Source organism: uncultured Parabacteroides sp. (assembly GCF_902493135.1).
Lineage (GTDB): Bacteria > Bacteroidota > Bacteroidia > Bacteroidales > Tannerellaceae > Parabacteroides.
Genome location: NZ_CABUOD010000029.1, coordinates 1 through 19,229, shown reverse-complemented (window position 1 = coordinate 19,229; position 19,229 = coordinate 1). Strand labels below are relative to the sequence as shown.

Below are 19,229 nucleotides of genomic sequence, written 5' to 3'. Positions count from 1 at the left end.
TTTGCTTGTGCTTTTTATCGGTAAATGCATAAAAGAGAAAATACAGATCGCGCATTAAGATGAGGTTTCTTATTTCCCCGATTATTCGTACCTTTGCTCTATCAACTCAATAAGGAGCAACATGTACTTCAAGGATATTATCGGTCAGGAAGAAATAAAAAGACGACTTATACATTCGGCACAGACAGGTGTCGTCCCGCACGCCCAGCTATTCACGGAACAGGGCGGCGCAGGCGCTTTTCCTCTTGCACTGGCTTACGCACGTTATCTGAACTGCACGAACCGGACGGAGACGGACTCATGCGGGCATTGCCCGTCATGCCTGAAGTATGACGAGTTGGCCCACCCGGACCTTCACTTCGTGTTCCCGATCGTTTCCAAGAAGGAGAAGAAAAAGGACGTCTGCGACGATTACCTCACCGAATGGAGAGGCTTCCTGAAAGACCGCCCCTATTTCGACATAGACGGCTGGCTGGATTATATCGATGCCGGCAACTCGCAAGCTCTGATCTACTCGAAAGAGAGCGACGAGATTATCCGGAAACTGAGCCTCAAGATATACGAAGCGACTTACCGCATCCTGTTGGTCTGGCTACCGGAAAAACTCCACCCGACCTGTGCCAACAAACTCCTGAAGATAATCGAAGAACCTCCCCGGAACACGGTGATCCTGATGGTCTCGGAACTTCCCGATCTGGTTTTAGGAACGATCCTGTCCCGTGCGCAACGTATCAACGTGCGCGGGATTCATCCGGAAGATATCGCCGCCTCCATGATTTCCCGGTTCAACCTGACTCCCGAAGATGCCAAGCATGTCGCCCATCTGGCGAACGGGAGTTATCTGAAAGCGGTCGAGGCTATCAGCCTGGGAGAAGAGAACAAGTTCTACCTGGAACAGTTCAAAGGCATGATGCGCAACTCCTGGGCGCGTAATGTCAGAGGCATGAAAGACATGGCAGACGTGTTGGCAAGTATCGGGCGTGAACGGCAGAAGAACTTCTTTGCTTATTGCCAGCATCTGATACGCGAGAACTTCATGTATCGGTTCCAGTCGCCGGAACTCAATTATATGAATATGGACGAAGCCGGATTTGCCGTGAAGTTCGCCCCTTTCATCAATGAACGGAACGTGATCGACATCATGGATGAACTGGCAAAAGCGGAACGGCACGTGACGCAAAATGTGAATGCGAAGATGGTCTTTTTCGATCTTTCCCTACGGCTTACCGTATTGATAAAACGGTAATCACCGGATCAGCGGTCACAACTTTTTATTCCGCCAGTTCCCTTTCCAGAGATAGAAGAAAGCGGACAGGATCATCAAATCGTAGACGTGCTCCGTTGTCCAGCAGGCCGCCACATCCGCATGCATCCGGATACCGACCCAAAGTGCATAGAGAACATAGACAAAGATACTTGCCATATCAATCAGCAATGCCGTTTGCGTATTTCCCGTTCCCGACACGCTGAAAAAGAAGATAAAGGCCGGAACCGCAATCAGATAAGAGGAAAGCATCACCCAGAGTGACGACACGGAACCGGCAATCAGATCCGGATTATCCGTGTAGATGCGCAATACCAGTTCCGGAAACAGGGCGATCAGGATACCGAGCGGCAAAACGAAGTAATAGCAAATCCGTATCATACGTCCGCACAATCCCATCACCTGTTCCGACTTTCCCGCACCGATCAGATTGCTGACCAGCGAACTGGAAGTCGAAGCAAAAGCATTGACAAACATAAACAGAAACGAAGAAATGCTTCGCACCACATTCGTAATCGCCAATGGCCGCTCTCCTTGATGCTCCATCACGACAAAGAACACGAACCAGCCTAAAAAAGCAATCCCGTGCTGAATCATAATCCAGATAGAGACACCCAATATTTGCTTCAACATCCGGAAATCCAAACCCGAATACTTAAACAACCCGTATTTCTCATAATCGACTTTCTTCCATGTATAAAGAATGAAGAACAGTACCGAAACAGCCTCCGAGACCGATGAAGCGATCGCGGCTCCGGCAATTCCCAATGCCGGTAATCCGAACTTTCCGAATATCAGGACATAGTTCAGCATTACATTGGTCAACACCATCACGACCGAGTTTATGGTCAGGATCCTTGTCTTTGTGATACCGACATAAAAAGCCCTGAACATAACGGCCACAAAGGAGAAGAAAAAGCCATAGACACGCCAGTCCACATACTTCATCGTAGCTTGGTAGACACCATCGGAACCGATCAGTTTGCGAAGGAAGAGAGGCGAATACAGATGCGAAGCCGTGAACAGCAACGCGGCAAGCAGCAACAGGAAAAACGTTCCTTGTAGGAAGACCGGCCCGATCCGTTTATACTCCTGTGCACCGTTTCGTCGGGCTATCAATACCTGCGCACCGATACTGAAACCGAAGCCGAGCATATAAATCACAAGGTAATAGACTCCCGCCAATGCCGACGCTCCCAACTCGATTTCCCCCACCCGCCCCAAGTAGGCGGTATCGGTCAACCCGATCATGTGCTCCATCAGGAGACTCATCAAAACGGGGAATGTTATTTGCAGAATTTGTTTGTTCGTGAATTGCATATTGCTTGATAAAAAGGGGTGCAAAGATAATAATAAGAATGGATTGCACAATATAACCGGGCGACATTCGTTTTTACAAAAATGAACCGGCATGATGGCCCGTATAATTTATAATGAAATTTCTATGAAAGCGAAATTATTGCTGATATTCTCTCTGTCATTTTACCTCTTCAGTTGTAACGGACAGAATTCCCATATCCCGGCAGCTGTCACTTCGGCCGCTCCGGTCAAGATCAACCGTTTCGACAAGGAGCTTTTGAAGCTGGTCGAAACGAACGACTCTGCCCTGCAAGCCGTGCTTGCCCGCGAATACCCGCAAATGCTCGACGTATTGGGAAAAGGCATCCTGAACATGAAGTCTCCGGCAATGCCCGGTTTCTTCGACAAATTGGTCAACTATTATTCCGAACCGACTTTGAAGGGGCTATACGCCGATGCTGTCCGTCAATATGAAGATGTATCCCGGATCGAGCAAGCGCTCGGCAACGGTTTCGCATGGCTGAAGACCTGCTTTCCATCGATGCAGATCCCGGCCGTCTATATGCACGTTTCCGGCTTCAACCAGAATGTACTGGTCGGCGACAGCCTGTTGTCTATCTCGATAGATAAATATTTAGGCGAGGGATATCCCTTGTACCAGGATTTCTTCTATGATTTCCAGCGCCGGTTGATGACACCTGAACATATCGTCCCCGATTACCTTGCCGGTTGGCTGATGTCCGAGTATCCGTTTGAAGGAAAAGAAAACGTACTGCTCGACCGGATGATCTATGAAGGTAAAATAAAATATCTGATTCACCAGGCATTTCCCGAACTGGCTCCCGAAGCACTCATGGGCTACACGGAAACTTCCTATAACTGGTGCAAGGAGAATGAATCCAACCTGTGGAAGGCTATCATAGAGCGCAAGCATCTTTATACGCCCGACCAGATGACGACAGGTAAATATTTCGATAATGTCCCCAGCACATTCCTGTCAAGCGATGCTCCGGGAAATCTCGGCAGTTGGCTCGGCTGGCAGATTATCGACAAATATATGCGGGAAACGAATTCGACTCCGGAAGCCCTGATGCAAAACAACGATAGCCAGGCCATCCTGACCGAATCGAAATACAAGCCCTAAAGACTAACAGGGTATATAAAAAAGAAAACCGTCCTATTCTCGCGAACTGGACGGATAACCTAATCTAACTTAATTCTAATACCATGAAAAACACTATATCTTAATAACAGGATCGGAATCAAAAAGTTTAACGGAGCGGTTTATTTTTATTTCTTTCACAAATAATGATCGTGCGAGATCGACAACACCGTTCCTCTATAACTCTTTATAGCCGCTGTTATTATTTCAACACTTTGGATGTCCGGATTGTTCGTCGGTTCGTCTAAAATAAATACATTCGGTGCATTATTTCCGATTATAAGGCAATACCGGAAAGGAATACCTTTTTCTTTTCCTCTCCACTCAACGAATACACCGGCCGGAAAAGCGGCAGATGATCCAAATCCCAGCAAGTAAGTGCCGAAAGGCAACGTTCCTCCACATTCCAGTCGTCATTCAGGGAGGCAAAGTTCTCTATCGAAGTATCACCTTCAAAAAAACGCCGACGTTTTGAAACAGGAATTCATTATTGTAATAAACTTCATGCCTCCATGAACGGTTATATATATAATAATAACATAAAATTTAAAAGCTATGGGGTTTTTATGGTATATTATCATAGGTATAGTAGCCGGCTTCCTTGCCGGTAAAATCATGCGGGGCGGTGGCTTCGGAGTAATAATCAATCTGATTTTGGGGATAGTCGGAGGCGTATTGGGTGGCTGGGTATTCGGATTACTCGGAATTGCGGCTTCCGGTATTATCGGCAGTTTGATTACGGCTACGGTCGGAGCCATTCTGGTGTTATGGATCGCTTCGTTGTTTAATAAACGAAATGTAGATTAGTAACAACAGGACATATAGGGCAACGCAAATCCGTTCAATCGGCGAGATTTGCGTTGCCCTGTTCTTTTTTGCTATTTATAGGGAACAGATCCCTATTTCAACACCACCAGTACCCCGACCGGGCCATGCGCACCCAATACAAGCGCCTGTTCGATATCGGCTGTTTTGGACGGACCTGAGATGAAAGCGCCGAAATCGTATGTCATGTTTTCCGTCCGTTTATAGGCCTCGTGCATGTTGTTCACGATCGAACTTCGGTCTATCAGCATGACCAAGCTGTTGGAGATGAAATACAATGCCTTATGTTTCACCTGACGGGTAATCCAGACAGCGCCGTTCTCGGCTACACCGAAATGGCCTTCCACGACGGCAAGGTCGGTATTGTCCAACTCGCGGGGATCGTCGAGGTCGTCCGGGTTAAAAGTGGCACAGGCAATGCCGGGGAGATTGGAGGCGATACGGGTCGCATCGGGAAAATGCCGGCGGATAATATCGTTGATATCGTCACCGGGTTGCATCAGGACTGCTTTTCCTCCGGCAGCATTCAGGGATTCGGCAAACCGGGCGACTTTATCTTCATAGGTGATGGCATCCAGTGCCAGTTCCGGCATCTCATAACGCTTGCCGGTATGACGGCGTATAGCGGATAATATATCGTTTTTGCTACTCATTGTCGTATTATTTTAAGGGCAAGCCTACCTCGCCCCTATATTATTTTATCTTGTTACTTTTCCACATTTCGTTGAACGACTGCTTGGCAAAGGCTGGCAGTTCACGGCCCTTGCCCCATGCATTCAGAGAGTTGTAGATCATAAAACGAGGCATCTTATTGACTATCGGAGCAAACTTCAAAGCCGTATTGAACAGATTCGGACGTTCCATCAGGAACTTCATGCCGCCGGACATGATCTTTTTTTCCGTACTCGCTTTTCCGATCTTATCCAAGTCCTGGCGCCAGCGGTAGATCTGTTCGCCGAGGTCGATCTTGACCGGACAGACATTGGAGCAAGAGAGGCATAGCGAGCAGGCGGAAACATTGTCCGAATACTTCACCGGATCTTTCAGCATCCCTAAGTTGATCCCGATCGGGCCGGGTATAAAATAGGTATAGGAATAACCGCCGCTACGGCGATAGACCGGACAGGTATTCATACATTCGCCGCAACGGATGCAGTTCAGCGTACGGATATGATCGGGACGTGCCAGGATATCGCTCCGCCCGTTATCGACTATGATGATATGGAACTCACCCCCTTCTTTCGGTTTACAATAGTGAGAAGTATAGGAAGTAATCGGTTGCCCCGTGCCGGAGCGTGCCAACAGGCGGGTAAAGACACCAAGCGACTCCCGGTCCGGCACGATCTTCTCCATGCCGAACGTCGCGATGTGGACTTTCGGGAAAGAGGTTCCCATATCGGCATTTCCTTCGTTGGTGCAGACCACTATCTCGCCGGTCGAAGCGACTGCAAAGTTAGCTCCCGTCATGGCGACATCGGCTGTCAGGAACTTCTCACGCATATTCTTACGGACGGCATGCGTCAGATAGGTCGGGTCGGAGTTCCCTTTTTCCGTACCTAACACGTGCTCCATCATCTCGCCTACCTCCTGGCGTTTGATGTGGATAGCGGGCATCACGATATGGCTGGGATGAAGTTTCATCCATTGGAGGATACGTTCACCGAGGTCGCTCTCGATTATATCGTAGCCTTTTCCAAACAGGTAATCGTTCATGCCGCACTCCTCGGTCAACATGGATTTGCTCTTTATCAGCGTATGCGCCTTGTGCTGTTGCAGGATTTCATCGACGATCGCATTATGTTCCGCCGCATCTTTCGCCCAATGGACGATCGCCCCGTTGGCTGTGGCGTTCTTCTCGAACTCCTCCAAAAGGGTATCCAGATGACTGTTCGAATAGAGTTTGATATCACTGGCCAGTTCGCGCAAACGTTCCCATTCGGGAAGCGAATGACTCATTTTATCCCGTTTGGCACGCACCATCCAGAGGGTTTCGTCGTGCCAGGCTTCCTGCTTACGGTTCTCGATGAAGCGGGCAGCTGCTTTTGAATGTTTCGTGCTCATAATCCGGAAGCTAATATTTCAACAATATGAATCGTTTTGATCGGAAGGTTATCACGCCTGATCACGCCTTCCATATGCATCAGGCAGGAACTGTCGGCACCGGTGATGTACTCGGCTCCCGTACTCATGTGATCCTTCACCTTATCTTGTCCCATGCAAACGGACACTTCGGGTTCCTCAACCGCAAACATGCCACCGAAACCGCAACACTCGTCGATACGTTTCGGTTCGAATATCTCGATGCCTTTCACCAAGGAAAGGAGATCGCGCAACTTGGAGTAATACGGGATATTCCGTTCGCTCGGCGAAGAGAGGTGCAATTCGCGCACGCCGTGACAGCTATTGTGGATGCTCACCTTGTGGGGAAATTCGGCTTTCAGTTCCTTGACCTTCACTATATCGTGCAGGAACTCGCAGATATCATAAATCTTCTTGCTGTTCATACACGCATGCCCGGCCTTTTCCAGAATGCCGGGATGATTCTCTTTCACGAAAGCGACGCAACTGGCGGAAGGACCAACCACATAATCGTACGGACGGAACAGTTCTTCCATCCGCAACGCCAATCCCGCCGATTCATGCTCGAACCCGGCATTTGCCATCGGCTGGCCGCAACAAGTCTGGTCTAACGGATAATCCACATCCAAGCCGAGACTTTTCAATAATTTATAGGAAGCAACACCAACTTCCGGATATACCGCATTGATATAGCAGGGGATAAATAATCCTATCTTCATATTGGTTTATTTTAATTACCACAAATGTAATAATTATTTTGGTTACTTTTGGCTTGATCCAAAAGTAACGGATCACTTATACTCTTGCCAACTCCGTATCTGAATATCATCCATGCCCAGGGTACAGAACGCTTCGATAAAGGCGCTTGCCAGACGGGCATTCGTGATGAGCGGAATGTTCAGGTCAATGGCGGCACGGCGGATCTTGTAGCCATTATCCAACTCACCGGCGGAAAGGTCGCGCGGAATATTCACAACCATGTCGATTTTCCTTTCATGGAGCATGGTGAGTGCTTGCGGTTCCTTGCCTTCCTCGCTCGGCCAGTAAACCTGCGTGCTGGGGATGCCGTTCTCTTCAAGAAAACGATGCGTCCCGCCTGTGGCAAAGAGGTTGTAGCCTTTCGAAGCCAGCATTTTGGCGGCGTCCAGCATGGCCACTTTCTGTTTTGGCGTACCCGTCGAGAGCAGAATATTCTTTTCCGGGATGCGGAGACCGACAGAGAGCATGCTCTTCAGGACCGCCTCGGAAACATCGTCACCGATACAGCCGACCTCACCCGTCGAAGCCATATCGACTCCCAGGACGGGATCGGCTTTCTGCAAACGGTTGAAGGAGAACTGGGAGGCTTTGATACCTACATAATCCAGGTCGAACTCATTCTTATTCGGTTTTTCGACAGGCAAGCCCAACATGATACGGGTAGCCAGTTCGATAAAGTTTATCTTCAATACTTTGCTGACGAACGGGAAGGAACGACTCGCGCGAAGGTTACATTCGATCACCTTGATTTCGTTGCCTTTCGCCAGATATTGGATGTTGAACGGGCCGGAGATATTCAACTCTTTCGCGATCTGCTTACTGATACGCTTGATGCGACGTACCGTTTCGACATAGAGTTTCTGTGCCGGGAACTGGATGGTCGCATCGCCAGAATGCACACCGGCAAACTCGATATGTTCGGAGATGGCATACATGACGATCTCGCCCTTATCGGCAACCGCATCCATTTCCACCTCCTTGGCATGCTCGATGAACTGGCTGACAACGACCGGATGTTTCTTCGACACGTTGGCCGCCAGTTGCAGGAAGCGTTCGAGTTCCTCTTGGTTGGAGCAGACGTTCATGGCGGCGCCGCTCAGCACATAGCTCGGACGGACTAAGACCGGGAAACCGACCTCGGCCACAAACGCATTGATATCGTCCATCGACGAAAGCTCTTTCCAGCGCGGCTGATCCACCCCGATGCGGTCCAGCATGGCGGAGAACTTCTCGCGGTCCTCGGCATTGTCGATGCTCTTGGCGGACGTACCTAATATATTGACATGCTGCTCGTCCAGACGCATCGCCAAGTTGTTCGGGATCTGGCCGCCTGTCGAGACAATCACGCCGTGCGGATTTTCCAGTTCGAGGATATCCATAACCCGCTCGAACGTCAGTTCGTCGAAGTAGAGGCGATCGCACATATCATAGTCGGTCGAAACCGTTTCGGGATTGTAGTTGATCATCACCGAACGCCAGCCCTCCTTGCGGATCGTTTCCAACGCCTGCACACCGCACCAGTCGAACTCAACCGAGCTACCGATCCGGTAAGCACCGGAACCCAGCACAACGATGGAGCGGTGGTCGCCTAAATACTGCACATCATTTTCCGTACCGCTATAGGTCAGATACAGGTAATTCGTCTGCGCCGGATATTCGGCAGCCAACGTATCGATCTGCTTCACGACCGGGACGATACCGTGCTCCTTACGGAACTGGCGGACCTGCATCATGCCTTTTTCTATATCATCCTCGAAGCCGAGGGCACGGGCAATCTGAAAATCAGAGAACCCCTGTACCTTCGCACGCTTTAGAAGAGCAAGGAACGCGGATGACGCGGATTGGGCGGATAAAAGCGGATTTAATTGATTGTGTAACTCCTGCGAAGTCTGCATGATCCCGTAGAGTTTTTGCAGGAACCAACGGTCGATCTTCGTCAAATCGTGTATCTGATCGACGGTATATCCGGCACGGAACGCTTTGGAGATAACGAAGATACGGGTATCGGTCGGTTCATGGAGCGCCTTGTCGATGTCAGGGATCACCAGCTCCTTGTTTTCCACGAAGCCGTGCATGCCCTGCCCGATCATACGCAGGCCTTTCTGGATCGCCTCTTCGAAAGTACGGCCGATCGCCATCACTTCGCCGACGGATTTCATGCTCGAACCCAGTTCACGCGCCACACCGTGAAACTTGCCTAAGTCCCAACGCGGAATCTTGCACACCACATAGTCGAGAGCCGGTTCGAAGAAAGCGCTTGTCGTCTTCGTCACCGAATTTTTCAAGTCGAAAAGACCGTAGCCCAGCCCCAGCTTGGCAGCGACGAAAGCCAGCGGATAGCCGGTTGCCTTGGAGGCCAGCGCGGAAGAACGGGAGAGACGGGCGTTCACCTCGATCACACGGTAGTCTTCGCTTTCAGGATCGAAAGCATACTGCACGTTACATTCGCCCACGATACCGATATGGCGGATGATCCGGATAGCCAGTTCGCGCAGTTTATGATATTCGCTGTTGGTCAGCGTCTGCGATGGGGCGATGACGATGCTCTCGCCGGTATGGATGCCTAACGGGTCGAAGTTCTCCATGTTACAGACCGTGATACAATTGTCGAAACGGTCGCGCACCACTTCATATTCCACCTCTTTCCACCCCTTCAAACTCTTTTCCACCAACACCTGGGGAGAGAAAGAAAAGGCTTTCTCAACCAACACGTTCAGTTCCTCTTCATTGTCGCAGAAGCCGGAACCAAGACCGCCCAATGCATAAGCAGCACGGACAATCACCGGATAGCCCAGCCCGGCAGCAGCCCGGCGGGCATCTTCGGCATTCTCCACCGCTTCGCTCCTGATCGTCTTCACACCGATCTCATCAAGTTTGCGGACGAAGAGTTCACGATCCTCCGTATCCATAATCGCCTGTACCGGAGTACCAAGCACACGGACGTTATATTTTTCCAGCACGCCGCTCTGGTAAAGCGCCACACCGCAGTTCAACGCCGTCTGGCCGCCGAAAGCAAGCAGGATGCCATCCGGACGTTCCTTGGCAATTACCTTTTCGACGAAAAAGGGGGTGACAGGGAGGAAATAAACGGTATCCGCCACTCCTTCCGAAGTCTGTACCGTAGCGATGTTCGGATTGATAAGCACTGTCCGGATTCCCTCCTCCTTGATGGCTTTCAGTGCCTGGCTACCTGAATAGTCGAATTCGCCCGCTTCGCCGATCTTGAGGGCGCCGCTTCCGAGTATCAGGACTTTCTTTATATCTTCTTTCATTTTTCGGATTCTTTTATTCGTTAACATATTTTAGGCAGGGTGTCTCCGGGTATGCCCGAAGGCCAGCTCTCCTTACACCCGGAGAAAAGCACCGGGCAGAAGGGCTTAGAGCAGCTCTACAAACTTATCGAAGATAAACTCCGTATCAGTCGGTCCGCTACATGCTTCAGGATGGAACTGAGAAGAGAAGAAAGGCTTCGTCTTATGCCGGATTCCTTCGTTCGTCCCGTCGTTCATATTGACAAAGAGCGGTTCCCAGTCAGCCCCCAACGTATCATTATCCACCGCATAGCCGTGATTCTGGGAAGTGATAAAGCACTTCTCCGTCCCCACCATGCGCACCGGCTGGTTATGGCTGCGGTGACCGTATTTCAGCTTATAGATCGAAGCGCCTCCGGCCTTTGCAAGCAACTGGTTTCCCATGCAAATGCCACAGATAGGTTTGTCTCCTGCAAGAGCCTTGCGAATGTTCCGTACAGCAGCATCGCAAGTATCGGGATCGCCGGGACCGTTCGAAAGGAAAAGCCCGTCATATTCCAGATGATTGAAATCATAGTTCCAGGGAACACGGATCACCGCCACATTCCGTTTCAAGAGGTTACGGATGATATTAGCTTTCACCCCGCAATCGAGAAGCACGACACGCTTCAATTGACTATTGGCAATTGATAATTGGCAATTATCGACTTCAGACAAGGGGTAGGTCCGGCTCGTACCGTCAGGCTGATAAACAATGATGTCTTTACAAGAAACACGGTCTACATAATTGATGCTGCCATAATCCGGCATCCCTTCTTCATTGTCAATTGTCAATTGTCCATTGTCAGTTTCACCGGCACCGCCGATAACGATGCGTCCCATCATCACCCCGTGCTCCCGTATCTTCTTCGTCAACGCACGGGTATCGATACCGGTGATTCCGGGGATCATCTCACGCTTCAGCCAGTCGCCAAGGCTTTCGACAGCATTCCAGTGGCTATATTCTTCGCTATAATCACTCACTATAATCGCCTCTGCATGAATTTTCTCACTCTCCATGTAGGTTGGCAAGCCATTCTCTTCGATAGAGAAAGGAGGCACCCCGTAGTTTCCGACCAGCGGATAAGTCAGAACCATCAGCTGCCCGGCATACGAAGGATCGGTAAGGCTTTCGGGATAACCGGTCATGGCGGTATTGAACACCACCTCGCCGGCCACCGCCTTGTCGAAACCAAAAGAGAAGCCGTGAAACATGCTCCCGTCGTCTAAGACCAATGTTGCAGTTTTTCTTGTCATTCTTATTTAATTTTCAATTTTCCATATTCAATTTCCACAAAGTGGATAAGTGCTTCGTTCACCATTCGTGCGCCGCCCGGTGTCGGATAATCGCCGGAAAAGTACCAGTCGCCCGGATGATCGGGACAAGCGGCATGCAGTCCTTCGAGTGTTTGGTAGACGATCTCCACCTTCGCACGTGTTCCGGCGGGGGTAAGCAGTTCAACCATCTTGGCCGAGATTTCCTCGTCGGTGAAAGGCGCATAAATCTCCTTCACATAGTTCACGATCGTATCGCACGGCACGGCCTGCTGCCGCTTAGCTTTCTTATAAGCATCGAGCAGGACGGATTCCATCCCCCTGTCCACTAAAAGCGCCACGGCAGCCTTGAAGGCGATAAACTCGCTCATGCGGGACATATCGATGCCGTAATAATCCGGATAACGCACCTGGGGAGACGAGCTGACCACCACGATCTTCTTCGGGTTCAGGCGGTCCAGGATGCCGATAATGCTCTGCCGGAGTGTCGTACCACGCACGATACTGTCGTCGATCACGACCAGGTTATCCTCGAAAGGCACGATGCTTCCGTACGTGATGTCGTACACATGGGCAGCCAAGTCGTTACGGCTGTTTCCCTCGGCAATAAAGGTACGCAATTTTATATCCTTGATCGCCACTTTTTCGCACCTGACACGCATGGACAAGATTTGTTCCAGCTCTTCCTCCTGAAGCAGGTGGCTACGATCGGCGATCCATTCCTTTTTCTTCTTGTTCAAATATTCGTTCATGCCCTCCTGCAATCCGAAGTAGGCGACCTCCGCCGTATTCGGGATAAAGGAAAAGACCGTATGGTTCAAGTCATTGTCCACAGCTTTCAGGATGGCAGGCACCAGATTTTCCCCCAACCGTTTCCGTTCGCGGTAAATATCCCGGTCGCTTCCACGTGAGAAGTAAATGCGCTCGAACGAGCAGGCCTTATTTTCCTTCGGCTCTACGATCTGCGACGTATGCCAATTACCTTGCTTGTTGATGATCAGTGCCTCTCCCCTTTTCAGTTCATGTACCTCTTCGGCAGGCACGTTCATGGCCGTCTGGATCACCGGGCGTTCGCTTGCCAGGATCACGATCTCGTCATCGGCATAATAGAACGCCGGACGGATGCCCCATGGATCGCGCACGCTGAAAGACTCGCCACTCCCGGTCAGTCCGCAGATCACGAAACCGCCGTCCCACTGCGGGGCACAACGTTTCAGGACATTCGACAGATCGACATTCGCTTCGATCGCATGGGTGATCTCCATTCCTTTCAGCCCTTCGGCTTCGTACTTCCGGTACAGGCGTTCGACCTCACGGTCCAGACGGTGCCCCACCTGTTCCAGCATGATGAAAGTGTCGGCATAGGCACGCGGATGCTGGCCGATGGCTGTTATCTCTTCAAAAATATCCTGTACGTTAGTAAGATTGAAATTACCGCAAAGAGCAAGGTTCTTGGCTCTCCAGTTGTTACGGCGTAAAAAAGGATGGACATAGGAAATACCGGACTTACCGGTTGTACTGTAACGCAGGTGCCCCATATAAAGCTCTCCTGCAAAGGGAAGGTTTGTTTTAGCAAAAAGCGGATCGTTCAGTTTGCCGGGCGGCAAATCCTTGTAATGCTCATGAACGGCTGCGAATATCTCGGTGATGGCTCCTGTGCCTAATGCTCTTTCCCGAAACATATATTCTTCGCCGGGGCTGGCTTCCAACTTGACGCATGCTAAACCGGCTCCTTCCTGACCGCGGTTATGCTGCTTTTCCATCAACAAATAGAGCTTATTGAGCCCATACATCCAGGTTCCATACTTCTGATGATAATATTCCAAAGGCTTTAGTAACCGGACCATGGCGACTCCACACTCGTGTTTAAGTACTTCCATTTGGTTCTATCTTGTTTATTTCGACTGCAAAGATACTTACATTATATTACATAATGTTCATACAAACGAAATTTATTTGACACATTAATAGAAATAATCATTTTATCTGCCATTTAGTTAAATTATTTTATAAAACAATATTCTTTCGACAGACCTATCAAATAAAAAGGAAAAGCCCTTTTCCCTCATACGGATCGTAAGAAAGCAAAGGGCTTTTCCTTTATAATCATTATCGGAGCAGTTTTGTTCCGAAGAAACCGACCTTTATTTCAAACAGGACAAGCGGGCCTTCACCAACACTATTTCCGGTAAAAGCACTTTTATCTCTTCTTCTCCCAGTTTCTTCCAATGCACCACGAAATTAACGCGTGCTTCCTTCGGTTCATATCCTTTGTCCTGCCACTTCCCGATCTCGTTTTTGAAACTGTTTGAGAAACGGACAATTTCCCTATCCGATGAATCGTAACAACCGCCCTCCATCAACCGCAACGGCATGCCGCTTTTCAGATATCCAATCGACTCCTGTCTCCTTGCATCTTTGAAAAAGTCCAACCATACATCGCGATGCGTAAGTAAGAACGGCAAACGTTCCGGCGTCGGATAATAATCCTTATCGAACCGGACAATCTCTTCCTCATTGCCGAAAATCTCAGGATAATAGCTATTCAAATGGATCGATAACCGGTTTTTGGCACGTGTGAGAGCCACATAAATCTCGCGTTTCTTTTCATCCGTGACAGGCTGGTTATCCTCCAATAAATTCCTATTATCGTTTAAAAGCAGGAAGACGTTGTCAAACTCTTTCCCTTTTGCCTTATGAATCGTAGAGACAATGATAGTTTCTCCCCGAACGGCATAGAAATCTTCCAGCTTCGATTCAAACAGATACGTTTCCCAATCCGAACGATACTTACGGGGATAAAGCTGTTCGAAATTCTGAATGATCCCCCGACAAATCTCCCAAGAGGCCGCCTCACAATATTCATTTTTAATAGTTTGTTTCGCCTCAATCCAACGTGCTTCATCTATCAGATGAACCCTCTCTTGCAATCCTAAAATCCGGTTGAAGAAACGCATTTCATCCATATCGCACAGACGGAAACCGTCATTCGACTGAATCAAATGGACAGGCATACGCTTTTCTTTCAGCAAACAGGCGACCTGTATCGCTTCCTCGTTTGTCTGAGTCAGTACGCAGGTCGTTCCGGTCAAAGGAGTTTCACAAATTTCCTGTACCAATGGCATAACCATATTCGGCGATTGGTACTGGACGATACGGATCTCACCTTCATCCTGATCGTGGGAAATGATCCGTGACTGCTTCATCCTTCCCGGTATAGTTTCCAAAAAACGATTCGCAAACTCGACCAAACGCTTCTTACTCCGGAAATTGACCAGCAAATCATGCGTACGGGCACCGTATTCATCGACCAGCTTTCTCATATATCGGGAATCCGAACGACGGAAACTGTAAATATTCTGGTCGTCGTCACCTACCGCGATCACCTTCAGATCCTCGTTTTTCCGAATAAGCGCCTCCACCAGCGAAAACTCGTCTTCCGTCATATCCTGCGCCTCATCGATCACCAGAACCGTTTTTGTAATGCGGTTTATCTCTACTTCCCCATTGTCTATTTTCTCCACGGCATCGGCAATTACGGAAGACGATTTATCCAAAGAACCTTGCAGCCCCAACAGGTCGAAACAATAAGAATGGAAAGTCTTGATCTCGACATAACCGGCGGCAGCCCCTATCAACTCCTGTAACCTTTGTCTGAATTCACTCGCAGCGGCACGAGAGAAGGTCAGCATCAAGAGCTGTTCGTGCTTGACATCTTCCTCCAACAACAAGTAAGCCAGTTTATGAACAAGTACACGTGTCTTTCCGCTTCCGGGTCCCGCCATGACGACTATAGAGCCGGGACGGTCATCCTTGACAATCTCCAACTGTGTTTCGGACAATTCCCCCAATAACCGCTGGAGTTTGGTATTCGTCATTTTCCGGTTAATCTCATTCCTCCGTTTACCGGGGAAATATTTTTGAAGGAATGACGAATAATTCAGCTGGAAATAGTCGTCAACAAACTCCAATGCATCGCCATTACCGGAAAGCATTTTCCGTACATATTCGCCGACGATATTGATCTGCTGGATCTTATTGGCATAAAACAGTTCGAGTTTATGATAATCATCCTGTTTATATTGCATCTTATTATTCAGCACCAACCGGTCTATCTGCAGCCGGTTGTATAAAACCAAGAAGCCACCTTCGATCTGCAAGGCTCCTATCCGCGAAAGATACAGAAGGGTATCTTCGATATCTTCCATCCGGATGACATGGCCGAACAATTGTTTCCGGACATCCTTCTCATACGCCTCTTTCAACTCAAGCACGGAAAACTCGACCAAAACATTTTCGGACTGTTCCTGTTCGCCGGACTGTCTTGTTTTCTCAAACAAATAACGAATGATGAAATCGGACAAGAGATGCCTCCCTTCCGTCAGTTCTTCCAGATCGAGGACCGATCCGGTACGGGCAATCGTGACATGGTTCCGCGCATTATCCAGGTATATCCGTTTGATCCAGTTCTTTTCAGACCAAAAATTGAGGAGCCTGCTTAGCTTATCCGGCGAAATATTTTCTTTCGTCTCGATCTCGGCTTCTTCCCGCAGCTCTTTCAGATTGAAAGATTGTTCTTCAGTGGTAAAAACAGACAAGAGATATTCATCAAGACGGTTGTAAAGACGCACTGTTTCGAGCGAACGATTGCTGTTTTCACCTTTTTTTATATAGGCTGTCAGGTCACAAGCATCTGCCAGAATATTTTCTTCCCGCAACAAGCGAATGATCAGCATCACTTCTTGCCGGGATATTCCCAAATGGTCCGAGATATAATCGATACGGGATTCCGGGATCTCGCCATTGGCATGCTTGCGGCTTCTCGTCGAAATCAATTTTTTGATGATGCGTATGGCTTCTTCCTCCTGGGCGCCGTTAAAACGCGGAGAGGCCGTTATCCTATCGATAGCCTCCTGAGCCGTTTTCGCAAGGATGCTATCGGCAAAAACACACGGATTGTTTTGCCCCCGCCGGATATAACCGGCTTCTTCAAGCGCGGCTATCGCAGTGGTAACACGCGTTTCCACGTCCAGGATATTTTCATCCCAACCGGCTTTGCGGGCAAGTTCGAGAGCAGACAACGAAATCCTGGAAGCGGTAAGTTCTTTAATTGCTTTCCAAACCTGCTGTATCTCTTTAATACGCAGTTTGGTCTGATTGAGCAGATAGAAGTGCTTGTCCAGATCCTCTTCGTTGAAAAGAACGTAACAATCCGCCTCGATTGCTTCGTCACGTCCGGCTCTACCAGCCTCCTGCACATAATTCTCTAACGAATCCGAGATCTCGTAATGGACCACCAGACCGACATTTTTCTTGTCGACCCCCATCCCAAAAGCAGAAGTAGCGACCATTATCCGGATTTTATTGGCAATGAAATCATTCTGACTGGATGTTTTCATCCGGGTCTCCATCTTCCCGTGAAAAGTGCCGGCCGAAAAACCGTCCAGCTGCAAGCGCATGGCTACTTTGGCTGCCGTACGAGTACGGGATACGTAAACGATAGCCGGACAATCATGTTCTTCAACGATACTCCGCAGCAGTTCATACTTCTCATCTTCATCTTTTACCTTGAAAACCTTGTATTTTAGATTTTTACGGGTACTCCCCGAACAGAATGTTTTAAAACGTATATTCAGCTTTTCGAAAAAATAGTCTTTGATATCTTCTATTACATTCTGCTTGGCAGTGGCAGTAAAACAGGACACCGGTATCGCTTGCTTCCCTCCTTTTTGTTCCTGTAACAGACGTATAAAATCACCTATATACAGATAATCCACGCGGAAATCCTGTCCCCAAGCCGAGAAACAGTGCGCCTCGTCAATAACGAAACGAACCACTTTGCGCCCGACCAACAACCGCTCTATTGTTTTCGAACGAAGCGACTCCGGCGATATATACAACAAGGAAACCGATCCTTCTTCCACTCTTTGGATGGCGTGGGCACGTTCCACCGGATCCAACATCCCGTTGATGGTAACAACATCCATGATTTCATTCTTCCACAGGTTATCCACCTGGTCCTTCATCAGGGATTGCAAGGGAGAGATAACGACAGTAAGTCCTTTTATCCGTTTACCGCTCATCAAAGCCGGAAGCTGGAAGGTGATGGATTTTCCTCCGCCTGTCGGAAAAACGGCCAAAAGAGATTCTTCTTTAATCGCAGCCTCCACCGCTTTTTGCTGCAGATCTTCTCCTTCATAAGTACGGAACGAATCATACTTGAAAAAATATTTCAGTCCTTCCTTACTATTGAATGCTCCTTTGCAATAAGCACATTTATTATTTTCACAAGGTGTATCCCGCAAACGATCCATCACCCATCCTACCTTCGGGTAATTATGCAATACCCAGAGCGGAATGGCGGAATGGCTATCCCAACAACCTATCAAAGACAGGCAATAAGCTAATTCCACCGGATAAGAGGCTATCAGTTCAGCAAGGGGAGAAGATATACATATTTCTTTATCGAAACACGCAAGGATGCTACCCGGAAAATCATCCGGAATATCCGGCGCATAATCTATGTAATCAAAAAAGCCGCCGAACTCATCCGTATCATGCAATAATCCGTAATAGATCATTTTCCGCATACTGTCCAGGTGCTCAAAAGCGTTTTGTTCTTCCTCGAACAGCACCAACGATTTCAGCGAATCGTTTACCGGGTTATTAGGTTTGCCGGCCTGCAACTTATCATCCTTCAATAGTTGATGATGCTGGTTTTCCGGGAACAGCAACGAGGATAAATAGAGCGTATCAATTATTTTCGGTTGCCAGCAGCCTGCTTTCTCAAACTGAGGTTTCAAATATAAAAGATCATGTTTTAATATATTATGTCCGCCTATATAAGGTACCCGATGCAAAAAAAGCAACAGATTTTCAAAGGAATTTTCATGAAAAGGAGTTCTGTCGGACCGGATAGCTCCGATATCCACTACCCGGCAGGTGTTCAGCGTTACTTCCAAATCAACAAAGGTGATGTCTTTCATGGACTATATTTTTGTTTTGTGGCAAAAATACATTTTTTATTTTATCCGGCAATATCCTCTTCTTTTATCTTCAAGGTAACCGCACCAAGAGAATCTTTCTCCGACCATCTTTTTCCATATTAACATTTTGATAACCCAATAAGGGTTTTTGCTATCAGATGGAATGTTAAAAAATATTACCCTTGCGGGTAATTTCCAAGGGTCTTGTTCACTTTTGCTGTATGGTTACTTTTTGTGTATTTAATTAATAAAAGAGCACAGCTTAAAAAATAAAAGTCTATATTATAAGT

The 19,229-nt window shown here is 48.4% G+C and carries 11 protein-coding genes and 1 pseudogene; 3 read left to right on the top strand and 9 right to left on the bottom strand.

What is annotated here, in order from left to right:
- Positions 1–121: 121 nt before the first annotated feature.
- Positions 122–1,246: a DNA polymerase III subunit delta gene (locus RDN79_RS13185; RefSeq protein ID WP_298552912.1), complete on the top strand. Its 1,125-nt coding sequence runs from the start codon at positions 122–124 to the stop codon at positions 1,244–1,246.
- Between the two features lie 15 nt (positions 1,247–1,261).
- Here the strand turns inward: RDN79_RS13185 and RDN79_RS13180 are convergent, their stop codons facing one another.
- Positions 1,262–2,584 carry an MATE family efflux transporter gene (locus RDN79_RS13180; RefSeq protein ID WP_298552911.1) on the bottom strand — a complete coding sequence of 441 codons (1,323 nt, stop codon included), beginning with the start codon at positions 2,582–2,584 and terminating at the stop codon, positions 1,262–1,264.
- 124 nt (positions 2,585–2,708) lie between these two features.
- Here RDN79_RS13180 and RDN79_RS13175 point away from each other — a divergent pair, with 124 nt between their 5' ends.
- Positions 2,709–3,707 (top strand): gliding motility protein GldB, encoded by a 999-nt coding sequence (locus tag RDN79_RS13175; RefSeq protein WP_298552909.1) that lies wholly within the window; start codon positions 2,709–2,711, stop codon positions 3,705–3,707.
- A 93-nt stretch (positions 3,708–3,800) separates the two neighbouring features.
- Here RDN79_RS13175 and RDN79_RS19080 read toward each other — a convergent pair.
- Positions 3,801–4,012, bottom strand: a pseudogene (locus RDN79_RS19080) (ABC transporter ATP-binding protein); the annotation flags it as partial.
- 268 nt (positions 4,013–4,280) lie between these two features.
- On the opposite strand from RDN79_RS19080, the gene RDN79_RS13170 reads away from it, so the two are divergent.
- Entirely contained in the window at positions 4,281–4,532 is a 252-nt protein-coding gene (locus tag RDN79_RS13170) for a GlsB/YeaQ/YmgE family stress response membrane protein (RefSeq protein WP_298552908.1), read from the top strand.
- A 92-nt stretch (positions 4,533–4,624) separates the two neighbouring features.
- On the opposite strand, the gene RDN79_RS13165 is transcribed toward RDN79_RS13170, so the two are convergent.
- The 7 genes from RDN79_RS13165 to RDN79_RS13135 all read right to left on the bottom strand — a co-directional run bounded on the left by RDN79_RS13165 (position 4,625) and on the right by RDN79_RS13135 (position 18,939).
- Positions 4,625–5,203: an LUD domain-containing protein gene (locus tag RDN79_RS13165; protein WP_298552907.1), complete on the bottom strand. Its 579-nt coding sequence runs from the start codon at positions 5,201–5,203 to the stop codon at positions 4,625–4,627.
- 40 nt (positions 5,204–5,243) lie between these two features.
- Positions 5,244–6,611 carry a lactate utilization protein B gene (locus RDN79_RS13160; protein WP_298552906.1) on the bottom strand — a complete coding sequence of 456 codons (1,368 nt, stop codon included), beginning with the start codon at positions 6,609–6,611 and terminating at the stop codon, positions 5,244–5,246.
- The gene (locus RDN79_RS13155) at positions 6,608–7,348 is read right to left on the bottom strand and encodes a (Fe-S)-binding protein (protein ID WP_298552905.1); all 741 of its coding nucleotides are present in this window, start codon (positions 7,346–7,348) and stop codon (positions 6,608–6,610) included. Before RDN79_RS13155 ends, RDN79_RS13160 begins: the two co-directional genes overlap by 4 nt.
- Positions 7,349–7,420: 72 nt before the next feature.
- A complete protein-coding gene (carB, locus tag RDN79_RS13150) occupies positions 7,421–10,660 on the bottom strand; it encodes a carbamoyl-phosphate synthase (glutamine-hydrolyzing) large subunit (RefSeq protein ID WP_298552904.1) in 3,240 nt (1,079 codons plus the stop codon).
- Between the two features lie 105 nt (positions 10,661–10,765).
- On the bottom strand, positions 10,766–11,935 hold the full coding sequence (gene carA / locus RDN79_RS13145) for a glutamine-hydrolyzing carbamoyl-phosphate synthase small subunit (RefSeq protein WP_298552903.1): 1,170 nt from the start codon (positions 11,933–11,935) through the stop codon (positions 10,766–10,768).
- Between the two features lie 2 nt (positions 11,936–11,937).
- The gene (locus RDN79_RS13140; RefSeq protein WP_298552902.1) at positions 11,938–13,833 is read right to left on the bottom strand and encodes an amidophosphoribosyltransferase; all 1,896 of its coding nucleotides are present in this window, start codon (positions 13,831–13,833) and stop codon (positions 11,938–11,940) included.
- 264 nt (positions 13,834–14,097) lie between these two features.
- Entirely contained in the window at positions 14,098–18,939 is a 4,842-nt protein-coding gene (locus RDN79_RS13135; RefSeq protein WP_298552901.1) for a RecQ family ATP-dependent DNA helicase, read from the bottom strand.
- Positions 18,940–19,229: the final 290 nt, after the last annotated feature.

What these genes read in the sequence shown, in the direction of transcription:
- RDN79_RS13140 (WP_298552902.1), bottom strand. Translation starts at nt 13,833, where the DNA reads ATGGAAGTACTTAAACACGAGTGTGGAGTCGCCATGGTCCGGTTACTA.
- RDN79_RS13155 (WP_298552905.1), bottom strand. Translation starts at nt 7,348, where the DNA reads ATGAAGATAGGATTATTTATCCCCTGCTATATCAATGCGGTATATCCG.
- RDN79_RS13185 (WP_298552912.1), top strand. Translation starts at nt 122, where the DNA reads ATGTACTTCAAGGATATTATCGGTCAGGAAGAAATAAAAAGACGACTT.
- RDN79_RS13135 (WP_298552901.1), bottom strand. Translation starts at nt 18,939, where the DNA reads ATGAAAGACATCACCTTTGTTGATTTGGAAGTAACGCTGAACACCTGC.
- RDN79_RS13180 (WP_298552911.1), bottom strand. Translation starts at nt 2,584, where the DNA reads ATGCAATTCACGAACAAACAAATTCTGCAAATAACATTCCCCGTTTTG.
- RDN79_RS13165 (WP_298552907.1), bottom strand. Translation starts at nt 5,203, where the DNA reads ATGAGTAGCAAAAACGATATATTATCCGCTATACGCCGTCATACCGGC.
- RDN79_RS13170 (WP_298552908.1), top strand. Translation starts at nt 4,281, where the DNA reads ATGGGGTTTTTATGGTATATTATCATAGGTATAGTAGCCGGCTTCCTT.
- carA (WP_298552903.1), bottom strand. Translation starts at nt 11,935, where the DNA reads ATGACAAGAAAAACTGCAACATTGGTCTTAGACGACGGGAGCATGTTT.
- RDN79_RS13175 (WP_298552909.1), top strand. Translation starts at nt 2,709, where the DNA reads ATGAAAGCGAAATTATTGCTGATATTCTCTCTGTCATTTTACCTCTTC.
- RDN79_RS13160 (WP_298552906.1), bottom strand. Translation starts at nt 6,611, where the DNA reads ATGAGCACGAAACATTCAAAAGCAGCTGCCCGCTTCATCGAGAACCGT.
- carB (WP_298552904.1), bottom strand. Translation starts at nt 10,660, where the DNA reads ATGAAAGAAGATATAAAGAAAGTCCTGATACTCGGAAGCGGCGCCCTC.